Here is a 16201-nt window from a genome sequence, read left to right as displayed (position 1 = left end):
GTGGGGAGGAATGTCGCGCACTGCGGTGAACAGGTGCAGCCGCCACGGCATCTTCCGGATGTCGAGCTGGTGGTCTGCCAACCGCACCAGGGCATCCAGACAGCCGTGCCAGGTGTTGTCGGCCAGCTCGTGGCAGACCACCTGATCGGGGTCGACGTCCGCCGGCACCCACGTCGGATAGGTGAGCGCGCGGCCGTCGTCGACCCGCATGGCCAGGTCTGGGCACGCTCGGGCCCGGGCACGAACTTCCTCTATTTCCGTGCGCAGATCGGCCGGTTGGCTTCCGAACGCGTAGAGGAGGAACTGATCGTTGGGGATTTTGGTCGACATCCAATAGAACTGGGCGTCGACCGCCGCCATCCGGTGCTTCGTCATTCGTCGTTTCCATGTTCGCCCGTTTGTCCGCTCGGACGACAACGGTATCCGGCGGCATTTGCTGAGCAACAGTAGTGCGCGACTTGCACCCAATTCCTGGTACTGGTATGGGATACTCAGCAGCTTCGGATTTCGAGGTGGTAACGGACATGGCAGCTCAAGAAGAGTTGCGAGTCGACTTGGAGACCTTGGCGTATTCTGCCGCGCGCCCACGGGCAGGGCGAGGACCTGGCGATTGCACATACGTCGTCCCAACAACCGGATGGAGGCCGCGCAGCCCGGCTGGGTCGGTAGTTCTGCGGCAGCGCTGAATGCGCGGCTGACAGCCTGGCTGACTACCTCTCAGGCGTTGCTGACCATGGTCGGTGAACATGCGCTCGGTCTGCACAATGACGCCATCGATTTTGCGGCGATGGAGCGTGAGAACGCTGAGAAGCTGCGCGCCGTCGCCGACTACGCGAACGGGGCCGCCGGCGCCGCTCGGGATTGAACCGTGACGCTGACGGTGGCCGATGTTGATCGCTGGAACGCCGAAGCGGTGCGGGAGGTGTTTCACGTGGCCACCGCGCGGGGACAGGCCACCTTGGAGGTCTCGCGCCAACTGGGATCGCTCGCGGTCTTCGACACCTGGGAAGGTCAAACGGCCGAAGCCAGGAAACACCAAAACGCGCAGATCCGAAAAGACCTCGATGCCCACGGCAACGAGGCGCTGGCGGTGGGCCGTGCGGCCAACCAAGCCGCCGACGGTATTGAAAACGTACAGGCCAAGTTTCGTCAGCTACGGGCCGATGCCGCCGCGCTGCACATGACGATCGACCCGATCACCAACGCGGTTGTGTCGAGTTCGACATTCAAGGGTTTTGCCGATAGAGGCCCTCATCGCCGAGGAGCAGCTACAGCCCAGGCTGGATGAGATCTTGGCGGAGGCCAACGCGGTCGACTCCGAGCTTGCCGCCGCGATCAATATGGCTGATGGCGCAAGCCGATCCCGCCCGGACCGCATGACAATCGGCCGCAGATTCAGGATGCGCTGTCCAAGCCGCTGCCCGAGGATCCCAAGCAGTTCAACGACCTGTGGAATCAGCTCACCCCGGAGGAAAAAGACTGGCTCTACAGCCAAGACCACAACATCGGCAACCATCCCGGAATGCCCTGGGATCCCCCGGACCACTTGGGGAAGGACCACTACAACCGGATGCATCTCGACGAATTGCAAAAAGCGAATCAGGCCGAGCTTGACGGCCTACGCGCCGCGCATCCGGATTGGGCTAACGGCAAAGCGCCCTTTTTGATGTCGAAAGGGTACGCGGACTGGAAAACCGTTGGGATGCCGCTGATCGCGCGCATGACGGTTATGCAAAGGTGAAGGAAGCGCTCGGCCCGCCACCGGATAAGGTCCAACCAGGCAAACTACCCAGGTATCTCGGAATCATCGACGACAAGGGCCACGCCGCAGTCGCTATCAACAATCCCGACACCGCTAAACGCAACGCCACCTTCGTGCCCGGGACCGGCCAAGATCTCACCCGCTTTGATGCCAGCGCCGGCAAATCCGAAAGGATGTTGCAGGCTACACTCAACGCCGATAAAAGTCTACGGCCCGGTGATGTTTCGGTCACCACATGGATGGGCTATGACCGGCCAATGAGCGTGCTCGAGGCTGCGTCAACCAGTTACGCGCACAACGGGGCCGCTGCGCTGGACGATTTCCAAGCCGGGCTGCGGGCCTCTCACAACGATGCGCTTACCGGTGGCCCATCGCTCAACACGGTCATCGGCCACAGCTATGGCTCCACCGAAGTCGGCGCAGCTGCACTCAACGGCCACCGCCTGGATGCCAACAATGTCGTCGCGGTGGGCAGCCCAGGGGTGCTCGCCGGCCATGCCAGCGACCTCAATCTCGATCCCGGCGCCCACGTATTCGCCACCCGAGCACAAATGACATCATCGGCGTGGTAACCGGTATGACCCTCGGCCCCGACCCGATGGGCGCACCGTTCGGAGGCATACCATTTGAAGCAGCGCCCGGACCGGCCTTGCCCCTCGGTCTACCGTCAGTGGCAGCCCACAGCAGCTACTGGGACCCTCTTAATCCGGCACTTGACAATATGGGCCGTATTATCGCCGGCAGAACCGACGTCACGCCGCCTACATTTACGCCTTAGCCGTCATGACAGCACCAACGACCCGCGATCCGCTCCGCTTATTGGCTGTTTTGCTCATAGTCGGGCTGCTCGGTGCGTGCTCATCCGACGCATCCCCGCCAAAGCAATCCGACCCGCACGCGCCATCGGGTACAACAATTATTCCAGGAGGTCCGATGGAACCGACTCCGGTCGCTCCCTCAACGAAAATTCCTGCCAGTCAGGAAGAAGCGCAAACACTGTGCTCCAATACATTCAGCAGACCGTTGATGCGCTTCCCCCAGGAACTAATGTGGACGGGACTCGATACAGCGGGGCCGGTTCGGGAACAACATACTGCGAAGATGAGCCGAAGGATGAGAATTCCGCAGTCAGCTTCGCATTCTGGGGCGACTTAAACCTTCCGACGGGTATCGAAACAAACGCCGTTATCAGTCAGATCGGTGACATATGGAAACGCTGGGGATGGCAAGTTCTTGAGCGTCAAGGCTTCGAGAAGCCCAACAGGTTCGGCTACGCGCCAGATGGATATGTACTGCAAGTAAAAGCCGCGTATCCACCGACCTATCCGCCGACAATCATCGGTTCGTCGCCATGCTTCCCAGGCAGCTTACGGAAAGACGGGGTACCGTTTCCCACGGTGATTAACAGACTTCGTCCACGAGGTGATTGCACCAGTTTCGAGTGGGCTTTTCACGTGCGGACAGGTGATGCAAACCGAGGTCGCGTACCCCACATGGCAAGCGTATGTTCATTGTTTCGCCTCGGTGCGTACCTGCCCGGGACCGCAAAGCGTGGCTGGAGCATCATGATTCGCTTAACCGCCGACGTGTTTTGGACAGTGATATTGCTGCCCTCTACCTAACATTCCGGCCCTAACAAGGAGCAGCGGCGCATTGCTGCCGGGCCCGTATCCGACTCCCAGCCCGCCTCGTTACACGGGCGAACCGATGAACTTCAGCACTAACTCGCTCACCTTTTCCGGCTGATCGAGTTGCAGGAAGTGTCCAGCGTGTTCGACGATCGCCACGTCGCTGCCATCGGGCAGGGCTTTCGCTGCCCAATGTGCGAAATCAGCTGTGGCGCAACCATCGTCGCGACCATGCAGGTACAGGCTGGGCAATACGGGTGCGGCAGTCCAGTATCGGTGCAGTTCGGCGTAACGTGCGGGCGGGCGGGTGTTACGGATGGTGGCCCGGTACGGTCCCAATGCGGCCCGCCAGCTTTCCGGGGTACCGATCGCGGCGTCGACGTGGCGTAGATCTTCGTCGGCGGCGTAGATGGGCGACCATCGCCGCCACAGCCGTGGCACCACCCACGACGCCGAACGCTCTGGCAGCCAAGGCAATTGGAAGTAAAGAATGTACCAGCTACGGGTCAGTTGCCGCGGCAGCGTGGCGAGCAACCGGCCGACGTCGGCCACTCGACCCAGCGGACGGAACGCCGCCGCCGGCGGCACCGACATGATCACTGCCTTGGCGAACGGGCTGTCCGGCATGGCGGCCAGACCCGTCGCCGCGATCGCACCCCAGTCGTGGCCGATCACCACGTCGCCGGTGGTACCGCCCGCTGCCGAGCGCACCCGCAGCGCGTCGTCCATCAATGCCCCGATGTGGTAGCTGCCGTCCGTGGGAATCGACGATGGGGCGTAACCCCGCATGAAGGGGGCGACCACCCGCCAACCCGCCTCGGCCAGTCGGGGCGCGAACTTGCGCCAGCCATAAGCAGTGTCTGGAAATCCATGCAGACACAAGGCGATCGGGCCGTCGGCCGGCCCCCAGGTGAGGGCTTTCAATTCGACGCCGGGAGCCTGCACATTGATCCAGCCGGGTTCGGTCATCCTCTCATCCTTCACACCGGGTCGAAGCCACAGATCAGCCATCGCTCGCCGACCTTGTCTAACGTCACCCGGACACTGGAGGTCGCATTGTTCGGCCGCGAGGTACCGATCGTGACGGTCTGATCGACGAACACCAAAACCACCGCGTGGTTTTCGGTGGCTGAAACCGAAGCTGCGGCGGGGATAGTGGCGGAGGCCGTGACGTGCTTTTCTTTTGCGTTGGGAATCAGCACTTCCCGGGTCACTTGCAGGTACGTTTCACGGAATCCGCCAGTCAACAGATCCCGCGCGGTATGCACCTGCTGATCGATCGTGTCAGGTGTAAACGACAGCAGTGCCGTCGTCGTATCCTTCGCCGCCTGAACCGATTCGGCGCGCGCAAGGTCAATATTCCGGTCAGAGGAGTCGTGCCACTTCAACAGAGCCGCCGCGATGGCAAGCAACAACGCCAGGCTGGGAAGCAGACCATAGACCAGCACGCGCCACCAGTCGACACGACCCTCGGATGCCGGCGCCGGTTCCGTTGCGCCGCGGCGGTTGTCGGCCCTGCCGGAGTACGGATCGGTCATGACAGGAATGCGACGTTGGAAACCTTTCCTCCGTCGCTCATCTTGTGCACGGTGATACGCATTCGTAAGGCCTGAGGCTCCTGCTCTGCGCTGCCGTGGTTTACGGTCTTCACGGTAACCGCCACCAGCACCTGTCCCTCGTCGCGCGTCTGCGATTCCACTCCCGCCTCGGTCACGGCACCGGCCGACCTTGACTGCGAGCGTTTGACGGCATCGGTGAACGAGCGCGATCGATGAGCAAAGTTGTCGTAAAAGGTTCCGGTCGCCGATCCCAGAATCCGTTGCACATCGGCGTCGACATGCTGGTAGTCGAATGTGGTGAGGTTGACCGCGCCCTGCCGTGCCACCTCGAGGAACACGTTGCGCTGAACTGCGGCAGTGTGGGACTCATAGGCACGGAACCCCAGCCACCCGACCAAGGCGCCTAGTACCACGACGCCGGTCAGCCCGGCGACCAATGCCCACCGCTCGGCCGCGATCGCGCGGGTCGTGGGCGGCGCGTGGCCGGCGTCGGCTGTCCTGCCGGCACTTTCCGGTTCACCGTGCGCGGTCGACCGGCTCAATTCCGGGTCCGCCGCATCGTCTGCCATGTTCGCTCCTGTTCGGCCGGTTCCAGACGGATCGGCCGGCATACCGCTGCCGGTACGGTCCAACGTACGTCCAAGCGGCCGGTCTGCACTCTGCGACGCCGAGCCGAGCCGGCGATGTCTCGGCCAGCGTCATGCTCTGCACAGGTTGCGGCATCGAGGGCCGCGTTACCGTCTTCTTATGGCGACTTCGGCACAGCCGACCGATGGCATCCCGAGCGCCGGCCGCGACGCGCGTCCCGCCCGCCGCTGGGCCAAAACGGGTGCGACTCAAGGGCGCATCCTCGACGCCGCGACCGATGTCTTTGCGACCAAGGGTTTCACCGCCACCACGATGGCCGATGTGGTGGCCGCTTCGGGCGCCAGCATCGGCAGCATCTATCACCACTTCGGCGGAAAGAAAGAGCTGTTTTTGGCCATCTTCGAGCAGATGGCCCAGGCCGTCGACAGCCGTATCGAGGCGGCGCTGCACCAGGCCGACGAGCGGGTCGACCGCCGGCGCGCATTCGAGCTGCACGTCCGGGCATACCTGGAGGCGATGTGGGAGAACCGCCGAGCAGCCGAGGTGTTGGTCTCCGACGACACACCGGCCGGGTTTGAGGCCGCGCGGCGCAAACGCATGACCGCGGCCTTCGGCAGCTGGATGTCGGTGCTGGAGTTGGACGACTCGCTGCGTGCTCTGCTGCTGCGCCGGATTCTGGTGGCGACCATGGCGGAGTCGTCGCTGATGGCGGCCGGGTGTGACGACCGCAGCGAGGTGACGGCGATTATCGAGGCGACGATCGAGTGGATCGACCGGCTGATTGGGTGATCAAGCCTGCGCCACGGCTTCTTCAAGATCGGCGATGACGATCTTGCGCATACCCAGCATCGCCTTGGTACCCGCGGCGGCGCGAGCTGGGTCCGGATCGCCGAGCAACTCGAAGAGTCGTTCCGGAACGATCTGCCAGCTCAGCCCATGGAGGTCCTTGCACCAGCCGCAATGTGATTCCTGGCCGCCGTCGGTCAGCCGGCTCCAGTAATAGTCGACCTCGTCTTGGTCTGCGCAGCTGGCCAGAAATGACACCGCTTCGGTGAACGGGAACTGCGGGCCACCGTTGATGGCGAAAAAGCGGGTGCCGTCGAGCACAAACGTGCCGGACACCACCTGACCGGGCTCGCCGGGGCCGGCCTCGGTGAACCGGTTGAGGGCCTCGATCCGCGAGTTGGGGAAGACCGAGGTATAGAACTCGGCGGCATCCTCCAGGTTGTCGTCGAACCACAGTGCCGGGGTGATCGCGGGCATGGGCGCCTCCTTAGCTGTCGTCGTCATCGCTCGTCAGTAATCGACTCGGGCGCGGCCCGGAAATCATCGAGGCAAGGCGTTGACGGTATTAGAATCTGGTTCTAATATGTTGCTTCACTTGCCAAGGAAGCCCATGACCGTCGCAGCACAACACAAGACACCGGTCAAGTTGTGGGCCAACTCGGCCGACTCGCATTTCATCGAGCCGGCTGACCTGTGGCGGTCGCGGCTGCCCAAGCGGCTGGCTGAGCTGGTACCTCGAACGGAAAAAGACGCCGACGGCCGGTGGGAGACGATCTACGTCGACGGCCAGGTTTTTCGTCGCCGGCTGCCCAGCGTCGCGCAACAAGAGTTCATGGCGGCCACGATGGCAGCTGCTGGGGCGCGCGACGTCAGCAAGCGGTTGGCCGACCTCGACCAGGAAGGCATCTGCTCGGAGCTGGTGTTCCCGTCACTGGGCATGTGGTCGAGTTCGTTTCGGACGCCGGAATTGCTGCGCGAAGCAATGCGGGCCTCTAACGACTGGGCCAAAGAGACGCTGATGGACTACTCGCCGCGGCTTATCCCGACCGCGCAAGTGTCGACACTGGACATCGACGACGCCGTCGAGGAACTGAAACGTTGCGCCGCAATGGGTTTCAAGGCAGTCTTCCTACCCGTCGCCCCCCATCCCGCCCAGCGCGACTACCACCATGACGAGTGGGAGCTGTTTTGGACCGCCGCCGAAGAGTCGCGCATGGTCATCGCCTTACACATCGGGACCGAGCCCATCGACTTCGCCGGCGGCGGGTCGATCGGCGTCACATATCACGGGCCGGGTGGCGCAGTGCTCAACTACGCCGAGACGTCGTTCGGCGGTCAGCGAGCGGCGATGAAGCTCGTGGCTTGCGGTGCACTGGATCGTCACCCGGGCCTCAAGGTGCTGGTATCCGAGGGCGGTGCGACGTGGGTGCCGTTCATCGCCGACCGGATCGAGGAGGGTTATCGCCAGCATGCAATGGTGGTACGGCCCAAGCTTTCTCGCAGCCCACGGGAAATCATCTACTCGCAGGTGTACGCGTCATTTCAACATGACAGCTCGGCGGTCGCCGCGGTGACGGCGATGGGCTTCGGCAATGTGCTGTGGGGCAGCGACTATCCACATATAGAAGGCACTTTCGGCCACACCCAGGCGACGTTGCATCAGCTGTTCGACGACGTCGACGAAAAGACCAGGGATCGGATTCTTTTCGGCGCATTTCATGAGTTGTTCCCCGATGCTCCCCTGCCTCCGGCGCCCACTGCCGCACTCAACGCCGACCACGGGTGAAACCGGGCAAACTGCCCCGGTAACGTCAGGTGCGAGCCTTGTCGAGAGGACGCCCGTGAGCACTGTGAGCAGCACCCCCGAGACGGTCACGTTTTCCGGCGCCGGCGGGATCACCCTGGTCGCCGACGAGTGGAATCGCGGCTCCACCGCATCGGCTGCTCGCCCGACGGTCTTGATGTTGCATGGCGGCGGCCAGAATCGGTTCTCCTGGAAGAACACCGGTCAGATCCTCGCCGATCAGGGATTTCATGTGGTGGCGCTCGACAGCCGCGGTCATGGTGACAGCGACCGCGCGCCCGGTGCCGATTACGCCGTGGAGACCCTCACCACCGATGTGATGCATGTCCTCGATGCAATCGGTCGACCCGTGGTGGTGATCGGGGCAAGCATGGGCGGGCTGACCGGCATCCTCGTCGCGCATCGGGCGGGGCCAGACAAGGTGACCCGCCTAGTGCTGGTCGACGTGGTACCGCGGTTCGAAAAGCGCGGCAGTGCCCGTATCCGCGACTTCATGTTCAACCACATCCACGGGTTCAGCTCGCTCGAGGAAGCCGCGGATGCCGTGGCCGCATATCTGCCGCACCGCAAAAGGCCGCGCAACCCGGAGGGTTTGAAGAAGAACCTGCGCTTGCGCGACGGGCGCTGGTACTGGCATTGGGATCCCGCGTTTATGACCAAGCCCGGCGACGACCCACAACTGCGCACCGAGAAGTTCGAGCAGGCCGCTGCTGAGCTGAAGGTCCCGGTCCTGCTGATCCGCGGCAAGCTCTCAGATGTGGTCAGCCGTAAAGGGGTCCAGCATTTTTTGGCGACAGTGCCTAATGCGGAATTCGTCGAATTGTCCGATGCCGGCCACACGGCGGCGGGGGACGACAATGACGCATTCAGCGACGCCGTGGTGGCTTTCGTCAACCAGTAGCCGTGCTCACGCCGCCGAGCGTGCAGTTGGTGCACGCATCGGCCGAAAAGGCGTGACACCAGGCATATTCGGCGCGGCGCACGAGCTAGGCGCGGGCTACTCGCCGGGTTTTTCCTCGTGACCGCCGAACTGCTTACGCAGCGCCGACAGCGCCTTGTCGGCGAACTCATCGAGACGTCGCGACGCGAACCGCGAATAAGCGCCGATGTCAGCACCGGCGCGGGCACTCCCTCGTCGATAGCCGCGATGGAGGTCCACCGCCCCTCACCGGAGTCGGAGACCCGCCCGGTGAACTCGCCGAGATCAGGCGAATCCTGCAGCGCAATCGCGGTCAGATCCAATAGCCACGACCCGATCACACTGCCCCGACGCCACACTTCGGCGATCTCGGGAATGTCGAAGTTGTATTTGTAGAAGTCAGGATTGGCGAGCGGTGCTGTTTCCGCGTCGCCCTGACCCTTCTGGATGCGGGTGCCGATGTCGGCGTTGCGCAAAATGTTCAGCCCCTCGGCAAGCGAGGCCATCATGCCGTACTCGATGCCGTTGTGCACCATCTTGACGAAGTGCCCCGCGCCGGACGGCCCGCAGTGCAGATAGCCCTTTTCGGACTGAGCGACTTCACCGTCTCGGCCCGGCGTGCGCGGGGCGGCCTCCACCCCGGGCGCGACGCTGGCGAAGATCGGCTCGGCCTGCGCGACCGCATCCGCGTCGCCGCCGATCATCAGGCAGTAACCGCGCTCGCGGCCCCACACGCCGCCGCTGGTGCCGCAGTCCAGCAAGCGAATTCCGCGCTCGGACAAGGTTTTTGAGTGCCGGATGTCGTCGCGGTAGTAGGAGTTGCCGCCGTCGATCACCGTGTCACCGGCCTCCAGCGTCTTGGCCAGCTCCTCGATCACCCCGGTCGTGATGTCACCGGCGGGCACCATCACCCACACCACTCGCGGCGCGTTGAGTTTTTCCGCGAGTTCTGCGAGCGACGACACGCCGATCGTGTTGTCTTCACCGGCCAATGCCTTGACCGCGTCGGGATTGTGGTCGTACACCACGCATTCGTGCCCGTCCTTGACCACACGGCGCACGATGTTGGCGCCCATCCGGCCCAGGCCGATCATCCCCAGCTGCATCCCGTCCTCCTTATCGTCGTGCCTGCTTGTCCCCCGGCATCCACGGCTCCAGCCATGCGTGGTGGCCGCGCAGCAGCGACTGTGCCGCCTCGGGTCCCCAGGAACCGGGCTCATAGGGATGGACCTGACCCGGTGTGTCGAGCAGTGGCTGCACGATCCGCCAGGTCTCTTCGATGCTGTCCTCACGGGCAAACAGCTGGTGATCGCCGATCAGCCCGTCGTGCAGCAGACGCTCGTAGGGCCGCAGCGGTTCACCGAGGTCCTCTGCGAACGAGGAGTCCAAATTCACGGCTCGCCACGAGTTGCCGTCATTGGCGGCCAACTGCAGGCGCATCCCCGGATCCGGGTCGATGCGTAGCACGATCTGGTTGGGCTCGGCCTTCCTGCGGTTGGGCAGGAACGCCAATGCAGGAACGCGGCGCAGAAACAGCCGAACCTCGGTCACTTTCTCGGGCAGTGCCTTGCCGGCGCGCAGGAAGATCGGCACCCCCGCCCAGCGCCAGTTGTCGATCTCCATCCGCAGCGCGACGAAGGTCTCGGTTTTCGAATTGTGGTCCACGCCGGGGACGTCGGTGTAGCCGCGGTACTGCCCCCGTACGTATTGGGCGGGGTCAAGCGCGGGCATCGCGCGGAAAACCTCAGCCCTCTTGTCGTTGAGATCGTCGGCACTCGAGCCGACCGGCGGTTCCATCGCCACCAGCGCCAGCACCTGCAGCAGGTGGTTTTGGACGACGTCGCGCAGCGTGCCCACGGAGTCGTAGAACTTGCCGCGCTCCTCGACGCCAAAATCCTCGGCCATGGTGATGTGGATTTCCGAGATGCTGCGGCGATCCCACAGCTCAGCCAGCGCGTGGTTCGCGAAGCGCAGGTACTCCAGCTCGACGACGGGCTGCTTGCCCAAAAAGTGGTCGACGCGAAGGATCTGCTTTTCGTCGAGCACCGCATGCATCCGAGCGTTGAGGTCCTGCGCGGAGGCAAGGTCATGTCCGAAGGGCTTTTCGACAGCGACGCGTGAGCGCTCCAGCAGGCCTGCCTTGCCCAGGTTCTCCACGATCGGCGCGAACAGGGCCGGCGGCATTTCCAGGTAATACAGGGGCTGGCGGTCTGCGCCCATCTGCTCGGCGAGCTCGCGGTACAGACCATCATCGGTGACATCGCCCGACAGGTAAGAAAACCGCTGCGCCAGCCGCTTGAACACCGTCTCGTCGAAGCTCTCGCCGCTGTCCTTGACCGCTTCGCGGGCGCGGTCGATCAGCTGCTCGACGGTGATGTTATCGCTGGCCACACCCAGAACTGGGCATTCCAGCAACTTGCGGCGCTCAAGCCGGTACAGCGCCCGAAACGTCATCTTGCGGGCCAGATCCCCGGTAATGCCGAAGATCACCAGCAAATCGGCGGGACGACCGTCACCTTCGGCCAAACCGGCACCTCCAAGGCAATAGCTCAACCAGCAACAACTCGCTCCCCCGCGGCGGCCACGATCAACCCTAAGCATGCCCGACAACCAATCGCCGCCGTCGCCTCAGCTGTGGGCAGGCCACGACGCCGCGTATGCAGCGCGTTCAATAGATGACCGGATTTCACACCCACCAAACACGGCGGGCCAGGCGCTCGGGCTTACCTGTTCGGCCGACCGCAAGAGCGATCGGGAAAGATTCGTGGCATGGGTGCTGCCCCGATGATCGTGGTCTACATCGTGGCCGCCATCGCCGTGATCGAAGCCGCGGCGCTGGCCACAGTGTCGGTGCTGCTGGTGCACAGTCGCCGGGAGGCCGATGAGTTGCGGCACCGGGCCGACACCCGCAGCTGGCTGCTGTCCGGGGGCCGCGAAGCCGTCAAGACCGTGTGGCAGACGGCGAACCTGGTCCGCAAGGAGGGCCTGGGCGCCGTGGTGCGCAGCTCCATCGAAGACCTCGCTGACTGGGCCCAGGTGGAGCGGCCCGATCTGGCCCGCGTCACTCCGGACGGCCGCGTGGTGATCCTGTTCACCGATATCGAGGAGTCCACCGCTCTCAACGAACGCATCGGCGACCGCGCCTGGGTCAAGCTGATCGGCGAGCACGACAAGCTGGTCCGCAAGTTGGTCAAGAACCACGGCGGACATGTGGTCAAGAGCCAAGGCGACGGTTTCATGATGGCCTTCTCTCAAGCCGAGCAAGCGGTGCGCTGCGGCCTCGACATCCAGCGTGCGTTGCAGAATGGCGCAAAACTGAAGCGCCGAAATGGGTTTCGGGTGCGGATCGGGATCCACATGGGTCGGTCGGTGCGCCGCGGTGACGACCTATTCGGTCGCAACGTCGCGATGGCTGCACGAGTCGCCGGTGAGGCCGCCGGCGGCGAGATCCTGGTCAGCGAACCTGTGCGCGACGCTATCAGCGATTGCGACGACATCAGCGTCGACGAGGGCAGGGAGGCGCAGTTGAAGGGCTTCAGCGGCACCCACCGCCTGTACGCCGTGGAAGCCGCCGACTAGCTCTCGGTGCCGGACTGCGCCAACCGCTGATGCAGACGGTCCCTGATCTCGTCGGGCGTATAGGCGTTTCGCCGCCGCTGATCGCGAACAACGAGCGCTCCCCCGGCGGCGACGCCGACGAGGCTGGCCAATCCGACCCATTTCCAGATGTTGCGCATGGGATCAGTCTGCATATCGTGCAGTGGTGGACACCGGTACCGTGACTCTGGACCGCGCGCTGGAGGAGACCCGAACCGGCGACATTTGGCTGTTTCGCGGCCACTCCGCGCCCGACCGCGCCATCCAGACGTTGTCGAACAGCCCCGTCAACCATGTCGCGATGACTGTGGCGATCGAGGATTTACCGCCGCTGGTTTGGCATGCCGAGCTGGGCGAAAAGCTCACCGATGTATGGACCGGAACCAACCATCGCGGTGTGCAGCTCAACGACGCTCGCCAAGCTGTCGAGCGGTGGATGCACCGGTACGGGCAGCGATGCTGGCTGCGGCAGCTGACCCCGTATGCCAGCCGCGAGCAGGAAGACCGGCTGCTGCGGGTTATCGCCCGTATGGACGGCACCCCGTTTCCCAGCACGGCACGGCTCACCGGCCGGTGGTTCCGAGGTCGACTTCCAACCGTGTACGACTGGGTTCAGGGAATCCCTGTGGTGGACAAGAAGGTTCGCGAATCGACACAGCGGCGGAAGGCTCGACACCGTGAAGTCGGCCTGGAGAGCGCCTACTGCGCCGAGACCGTGGCACTCACCTACGAGGAAATGGGATTGCTGTCGACGGAGAAGTACTACAACTGGTTCGATCCGGGTTCGTTTTGGAGCGGTGACAAACTTCCGCTGGCTTCCGGATACCAGCTGGGCGCTGAAATCACTGTCACCACAGCATAGTCTGGGCTGTGCCTGTCAGGACTCATCGACGTATGAGATCCCGACTTCACGGCACGCGGCGATCAACTGCTTGTCGCGCGTCCACAACTGCGCCCCTTCAACGAGCGACACCGAACCAAGCAGGTGTGCGTCCCCTGCGCTCAGTCCAAGCCCCCAGAGTCGGCGTCCATCGATGAGCGTCATCACCTCAGCGTGAGTGATAAGGGGGAACTGGCGCAGACTTCCCAGCAGCTCCAAGACCACGGTGCGCTGCTTGATCGATCCGAGAGCCAATTCCTCGATCACGTACGAGTGACACCCGACCTCATCGGTCTCCAAAAGGGCGACCACTTGCGGGTCGGCGTAGCGCAGATGGTCGATCCACACTGAAGTGTCGACCAGAATCACCTCGCGGAACCCCGACGGCGCCGGGTCGCGCCAGCCTGCTTATCCGACCCTCCCAGAGCGGCAAGTCGGCGGGCACTCTCAACCCGAATCAGGGTGAGCAGCCCGTCGCGAAGCAGCGCGGACTTCTCAGTGATACCCGTCAGCTCGCTCGCCCGGGCCAAGAGCTCGTCGTCGATGGTCACCGTTGTCCTCATCGAGACCTCTGCATCAGAAATTGCATCATATGATGATGATAATGGTGTGCGCTGGAAGCCGCCAGCCACGGTCTGACTCCGACGTCACCGCGTTCGGTGGGACCGCATTCCGTCGATGTCCAAGGTCACATGCGTCAGTTGTGGCATAAAACCGTCTACCGGCTCGGCTTTGTTGTTGTTCCGTGACGGAACTCGACCACGTCGCCGTCGGCCATCACGTAGTCCTTGCCCTCCATTCGGACCTTGCCGGCGGCCCTGGCGGCGGCCATCGACCCGGCGGCGACCAGGTCGTCGTAGGACACGATCTCGGCTTTGATGAAGCCCTTTTCGAAGTCGGAGTGGATCACTCCGGCCGCCTTCGGCGCGGTGTCGCCCTGATGGATGGTCCATGCGCGGGCTTCCTTAGGACCCGCCGTCAAAAACGTCTGCAGCTTGAGGGTGTGAAAACCGGCCCGGGCCAACGCATCAAGTCCGCGCTCGGTCTGCCCGATTGACTCCAGCAACTCGGCTGCGGACTCGTCGTCGAGTTCGGTGAGTTCGGCTTCGATCTTGGCGTCGAGGAAGACGGCGTCGGCCGGTGCGACGAGTTCGCGGAGTTCGGCGACCCGCTTGGTGTCGGTCAGCACCGCTTCGTCGGCGTTGAAGACATACAGGAAGGGTTTGGTGGTCAGGAGGTTGAGCTCGCGCAACACCGAGGCGTCCGCACCGGCGGAAAACAACGTCGTCCCCCCGTCGAGCAGTTCTTGGGCGGCCACGGCTGCTTCGTAGAGCGGTTTGCGTTCCGTGTTGTTGCGGGCTTCCTTCTCCAGCCGCGGCACCGCGCGTTCGAGAGTCTGCAAATCCGCGAGGATCAACTCGGTCTCGACGACCTCGATATCTGATTTCGGGTCGACCTGACCGGCGACGTGTGCCACGTCGTCATCAGAGAACACGCGCACCACCTGGCAGATCGCGTCGCATTCACGGATGTTCGCCAGGAATTTGTTTCCCAGGCCCGCGCCCTCTGACGCGCCTTTGACCAGGCCGGCGATGTCGACGAACCGCACCGTCGCCGGGACGATCCGTTCCGAGTGAAAAATTTCGGCCAACTTGGCCAGCCGCGGATCGGGCAGCGGGACGACGCCCTCGTTCGGTTCGATCGTGGCGAACGGATAGTTGGCGGCCACCACGTCGTTCTTGGTCAACGCATTGAACAGCGTCGACTTGCCGACGTTGGGCAGACCGACGATCCCCAGATTCAGAGCCACAGGGAGCCAAGTCTATGGATCGGCGGCGCCGCCAGCAGCCCGGCACCTAGCCGGGGCACGCCCGGGCGGTTCACTAGCTCTTTACAGTGGTTTGAGTCCACAGCCGGTACGGTCAGACTGTGTCAGCACAGCGGGCGCGGTCGGCGGTAGCGGCGGATCATCGCTCGATCCACCCCAGCCTCGCGGGTGTGCCGTGGTGGGCGGCGATCGTTATCGCGGTAACGGCAACGGCCGCCGGGTTCGCCTACGACGCCGGCTCCGGTAACAAGGAGCTGACGAGCGTCTTCACTGGCCTGTACATCGTCGGCTGCGTGGCGGCGGTGCTGGCGGTGCGACAGTCCGGCGTCTTCACCGCCGTCATCCAGCCACCCCTCATCTTGTTCTGTACCGTGCCGGGGGCCTACTGGCTTTTCCACGGCGCCAAGATCACCGGCGTCAAAGACATCCTGATCAACTGCGGCTACCCGCTGATCGAGCGCTTCCCGCTGATGTTGTTCACCTCGGCCGGGGTACTAGTGATCGGCATGGTGCGCTGGTACCTCGGGATTGCGGCACGTGCCTGGGTGACCGCCGAAACCGACGGCGACCAGGCCGCCCCTGGCATCCGCAGTGGCGGAATCGCGGCGAAAATCGCATCGCTCTTCAGTCGTGATTCGGCTGCCGAGGCCGAGAAGAAACCCGCCAGGAGCTCGCGTCGAGTCCACGCAGTGGGTCAGGGGAAATCCGCCAGGGCTGCCGACCGGGGTCGGCCCGCCAAACGCCCGGCACCCACTCGCTCCCGCCATGCCCGACCGCCGCTGGACGAGCAATCGGACCCCGCCGTTGAGCGCCGGCGACGCCGTCGCCCCACCCACGCCCGAGACTTGGA

At 63.8% G+C, this 16201-nt stretch carries 19 protein-coding genes and 2 pseudogenes; 10 read left to right on the top strand and 11 right to left on the bottom strand.

Going from position 1 to position 16201, the window contains the following annotated elements; genetic code table 11:
* A pseudogene (locus tag ACFE99_RS13345) lies at positions 1-375 on the bottom strand (DUF1298 domain-containing protein); the annotation flags it as partial.
* Between the two features lie 262 nt (positions 376-637).
* On the opposite strand from ACFE99_RS13345, the gene ACFE99_RS13340 reads away from it, so the two are divergent.
* The 4 genes from ACFE99_RS13340 (at position 638) to ACFE99_RS13325 (ending at position 2334) form a co-directional block, all read left to right on the top strand.
* Positions 638-865, top strand: a complete 228-nt coding sequence (locus ACFE99_RS13340) for a hypothetical protein (protein WP_375485988.1) — start codon at positions 638-640, stop codon at positions 863-865.
* A 3-nt stretch (positions 866-868) separates the two neighbouring features.
* Entirely contained in the window at positions 869-1288 is a 420-nt protein-coding gene (locus tag ACFE99_RS13335; protein ID WP_375485986.1) for a hypothetical protein, read from the top strand.
* 234 nt (positions 1289-1522) lie between these two features.
* Positions 1523-1741 carry a hypothetical protein gene (locus tag ACFE99_RS13330; RefSeq protein WP_375485984.1) on the top strand — a complete coding sequence of 73 codons (219 nt, stop codon included), beginning with the start codon at positions 1523-1525 and terminating at the stop codon, positions 1739-1741.
* Positions 1738-2334: an alpha/beta hydrolase gene (locus tag ACFE99_RS13325; protein WP_375485982.1), complete on the top strand. Its 597-nt coding sequence runs from the start codon at positions 1738-1740 to the stop codon at positions 2332-2334. The genes ACFE99_RS13330 and ACFE99_RS13325 overlap by 4 nt, the downstream gene beginning before the upstream one ends.
* A 1119-nt stretch (positions 2335-3453) precedes the next feature.
* Here the strand turns inward: ACFE99_RS13325 and ACFE99_RS13320 are convergent.
* The 3 genes from ACFE99_RS13320 to ACFE99_RS13310 are packed head-to-tail and all read right to left on the bottom strand — an operon-like array spanning position 3454 to position 5518.
* Entirely contained in the window at positions 3454-4359 is a 906-nt protein-coding gene (locus ACFE99_RS13320; protein ID WP_375485980.1) for an alpha/beta fold hydrolase, read from the bottom strand.
* 11 nt (positions 4360-4370) lie between these two features.
* Positions 4371-4928 carry a hypothetical protein gene (locus ACFE99_RS13315; protein WP_375485978.1) on the bottom strand — a complete coding sequence of 186 codons (558 nt, stop codon included), beginning with the start codon at positions 4926-4928 and terminating at the stop codon, positions 4371-4373.
* Positions 4925-5518, bottom strand: coding sequence for a mammalian cell entry protein (locus ACFE99_RS13310; RefSeq protein ID WP_375485976.1), 594 nt, complete (start codon positions 5516-5518; stop codon positions 4925-4927). Before ACFE99_RS13310 ends, ACFE99_RS13315 begins: the two co-directional genes overlap by 4 nt.
* A gap of 178 nt (positions 5519-5696) precedes the next feature.
* Here ACFE99_RS13310 and ACFE99_RS13305 point away from each other — a divergent pair, with 178 nt between their 5' ends.
* Positions 5697-6326: a TetR/AcrR family transcriptional regulator gene (locus tag ACFE99_RS13305; RefSeq protein ID WP_375485974.1), complete on the top strand. Its 630-nt coding sequence runs from the start codon at positions 5697-5699 to the stop codon at positions 6324-6326.
* Here ACFE99_RS13305 and ACFE99_RS13300 read toward each other — a convergent pair whose 3' ends face one another.
* Positions 6327-6800, bottom strand: a complete 474-nt coding sequence (locus ACFE99_RS13300; protein WP_375485971.1) for a VOC family protein — start codon at positions 6798-6800, stop codon at positions 6327-6329.
* Positions 6801-6933: 133 nt separating this feature from the next.
* On the opposite strand from ACFE99_RS13300, the gene ACFE99_RS13295 reads away from it, so the two are divergent.
* Both ACFE99_RS13295 and ACFE99_RS13290 read left to right on the top strand, forming a co-directional pair.
* Entirely contained in the window at positions 6934-8109 is a 1176-nt protein-coding gene (locus ACFE99_RS13295) for an amidohydrolase family protein (protein WP_375485969.1), read from the top strand.
* 55 nt (positions 8110-8164) lie between these two features.
* Positions 8165-9028 (top strand): alpha/beta fold hydrolase, encoded by an 864-nt coding sequence (locus ACFE99_RS13290; RefSeq protein ID WP_375485967.1) that lies wholly within the window; start codon positions 8165-8167, stop codon positions 9026-9028.
* A 96-nt stretch (positions 9029-9124) separates the two neighbouring features.
* Here the strand turns inward: ACFE99_RS13290 and gnd are convergent.
* Positions 9125-10152 (bottom strand): annotated as a pseudogene (gnd, locus tag ACFE99_RS13285) (phosphogluconate dehydrogenase (NAD(+)-dependent, decarboxylating)).
* 10 nt (positions 10153-10162) lie between these two features.
* A complete protein-coding gene (locus tag ACFE99_RS13280) occupies positions 10163-11572 on the bottom strand; it encodes a glucose-6-phosphate dehydrogenase (RefSeq protein ID WP_375485965.1) in 1410 nt (469 codons plus the stop codon).
* A 234-nt stretch (positions 11573-11806) separates the two neighbouring features.
* Here ACFE99_RS13280 and ACFE99_RS13275 point away from each other — a divergent pair, with 234 nt between their 5' ends.
* The gene (locus tag ACFE99_RS13275; protein WP_375485992.1) at positions 11807-12625 is read left to right on the top strand and encodes an adenylate/guanylate cyclase domain-containing protein; all 819 of its coding nucleotides are present in this window, start codon (positions 11807-11809) and stop codon (positions 12623-12625) included.
* On the opposite strand, the gene ACFE99_RS13270 is transcribed toward ACFE99_RS13275, so the two are convergent.
* Positions 12622-12783 carry a hypothetical protein gene (locus tag ACFE99_RS13270; RefSeq protein WP_375485963.1) on the bottom strand — a complete coding sequence of 54 codons (162 nt, stop codon included), beginning with the start codon at positions 12781-12783 and terminating at the stop codon, positions 12622-12624. The genes ACFE99_RS13275 and ACFE99_RS13270 overlap by 4 nt on opposite strands.
* A gap of 41 nt (positions 12784-12824) precedes the next feature.
* On the opposite strand from ACFE99_RS13270, the gene ACFE99_RS13265 reads away from it, so the two are divergent.
* Positions 12825-13505, top strand: a complete 681-nt coding sequence (locus tag ACFE99_RS13265) for a guanylate cyclase (protein WP_375485990.1) — start codon at positions 12825-12827, stop codon at positions 13503-13505.
* Between the two features lie 15 nt (positions 13506-13520).
* On the opposite strand, the gene ACFE99_RS13260 is transcribed toward ACFE99_RS13265, so the two are convergent.
* The 3 genes from ACFE99_RS13260 to ychF all read right to left on the bottom strand — a co-directional run bounded on the left by ACFE99_RS13260 (position 13521) and on the right by ychF (position 15333).
* A complete protein-coding gene (locus ACFE99_RS13260; RefSeq protein ID WP_375485961.1) occupies positions 13521-13892 on the bottom strand; it encodes a type II toxin-antitoxin system VapC family toxin in 372 nt (123 codons plus the stop codon).
* Positions 13889-14086: a type II toxin-antitoxin system VapB family antitoxin gene (locus tag ACFE99_RS13255; protein WP_375485959.1), complete on the bottom strand. Its 198-nt coding sequence runs from the start codon at positions 14084-14086 to the stop codon at positions 13889-13891. Before ACFE99_RS13255 ends, ACFE99_RS13260 begins: the two co-directional genes overlap by 4 nt.
* A 155-nt stretch (positions 14087-14241) precedes the next feature.
* A complete protein-coding gene (ychF, locus tag ACFE99_RS13250) occupies positions 14242-15333 on the bottom strand; it encodes a redox-regulated ATPase YchF (protein ID WP_375485957.1) in 1092 nt (363 codons plus the stop codon).
* 119 nt (positions 15334-15452) lie between these two features.
* Here ychF and ACFE99_RS13245 point away from each other — a divergent pair.
* Positions 15453-16201: DUF6542 domain-containing protein (locus ACFE99_RS13245; RefSeq protein WP_375485955.1), on the top strand; the 749-nt coding region annotated here is incomplete at its 3' end.

Origin of the sequence: uncultured Mycobacterium sp., from assembly GCF_964249325.1 — a bacterium.
Lineage (GTDB): Bacteria > Actinomycetota > Actinomycetes > Mycobacteriales > Mycobacteriaceae > Mycobacterium.
Note: the sequence above shows the minus strand (reverse complement) of the source record. Positions and strands in the feature narration are given on the sequence as shown.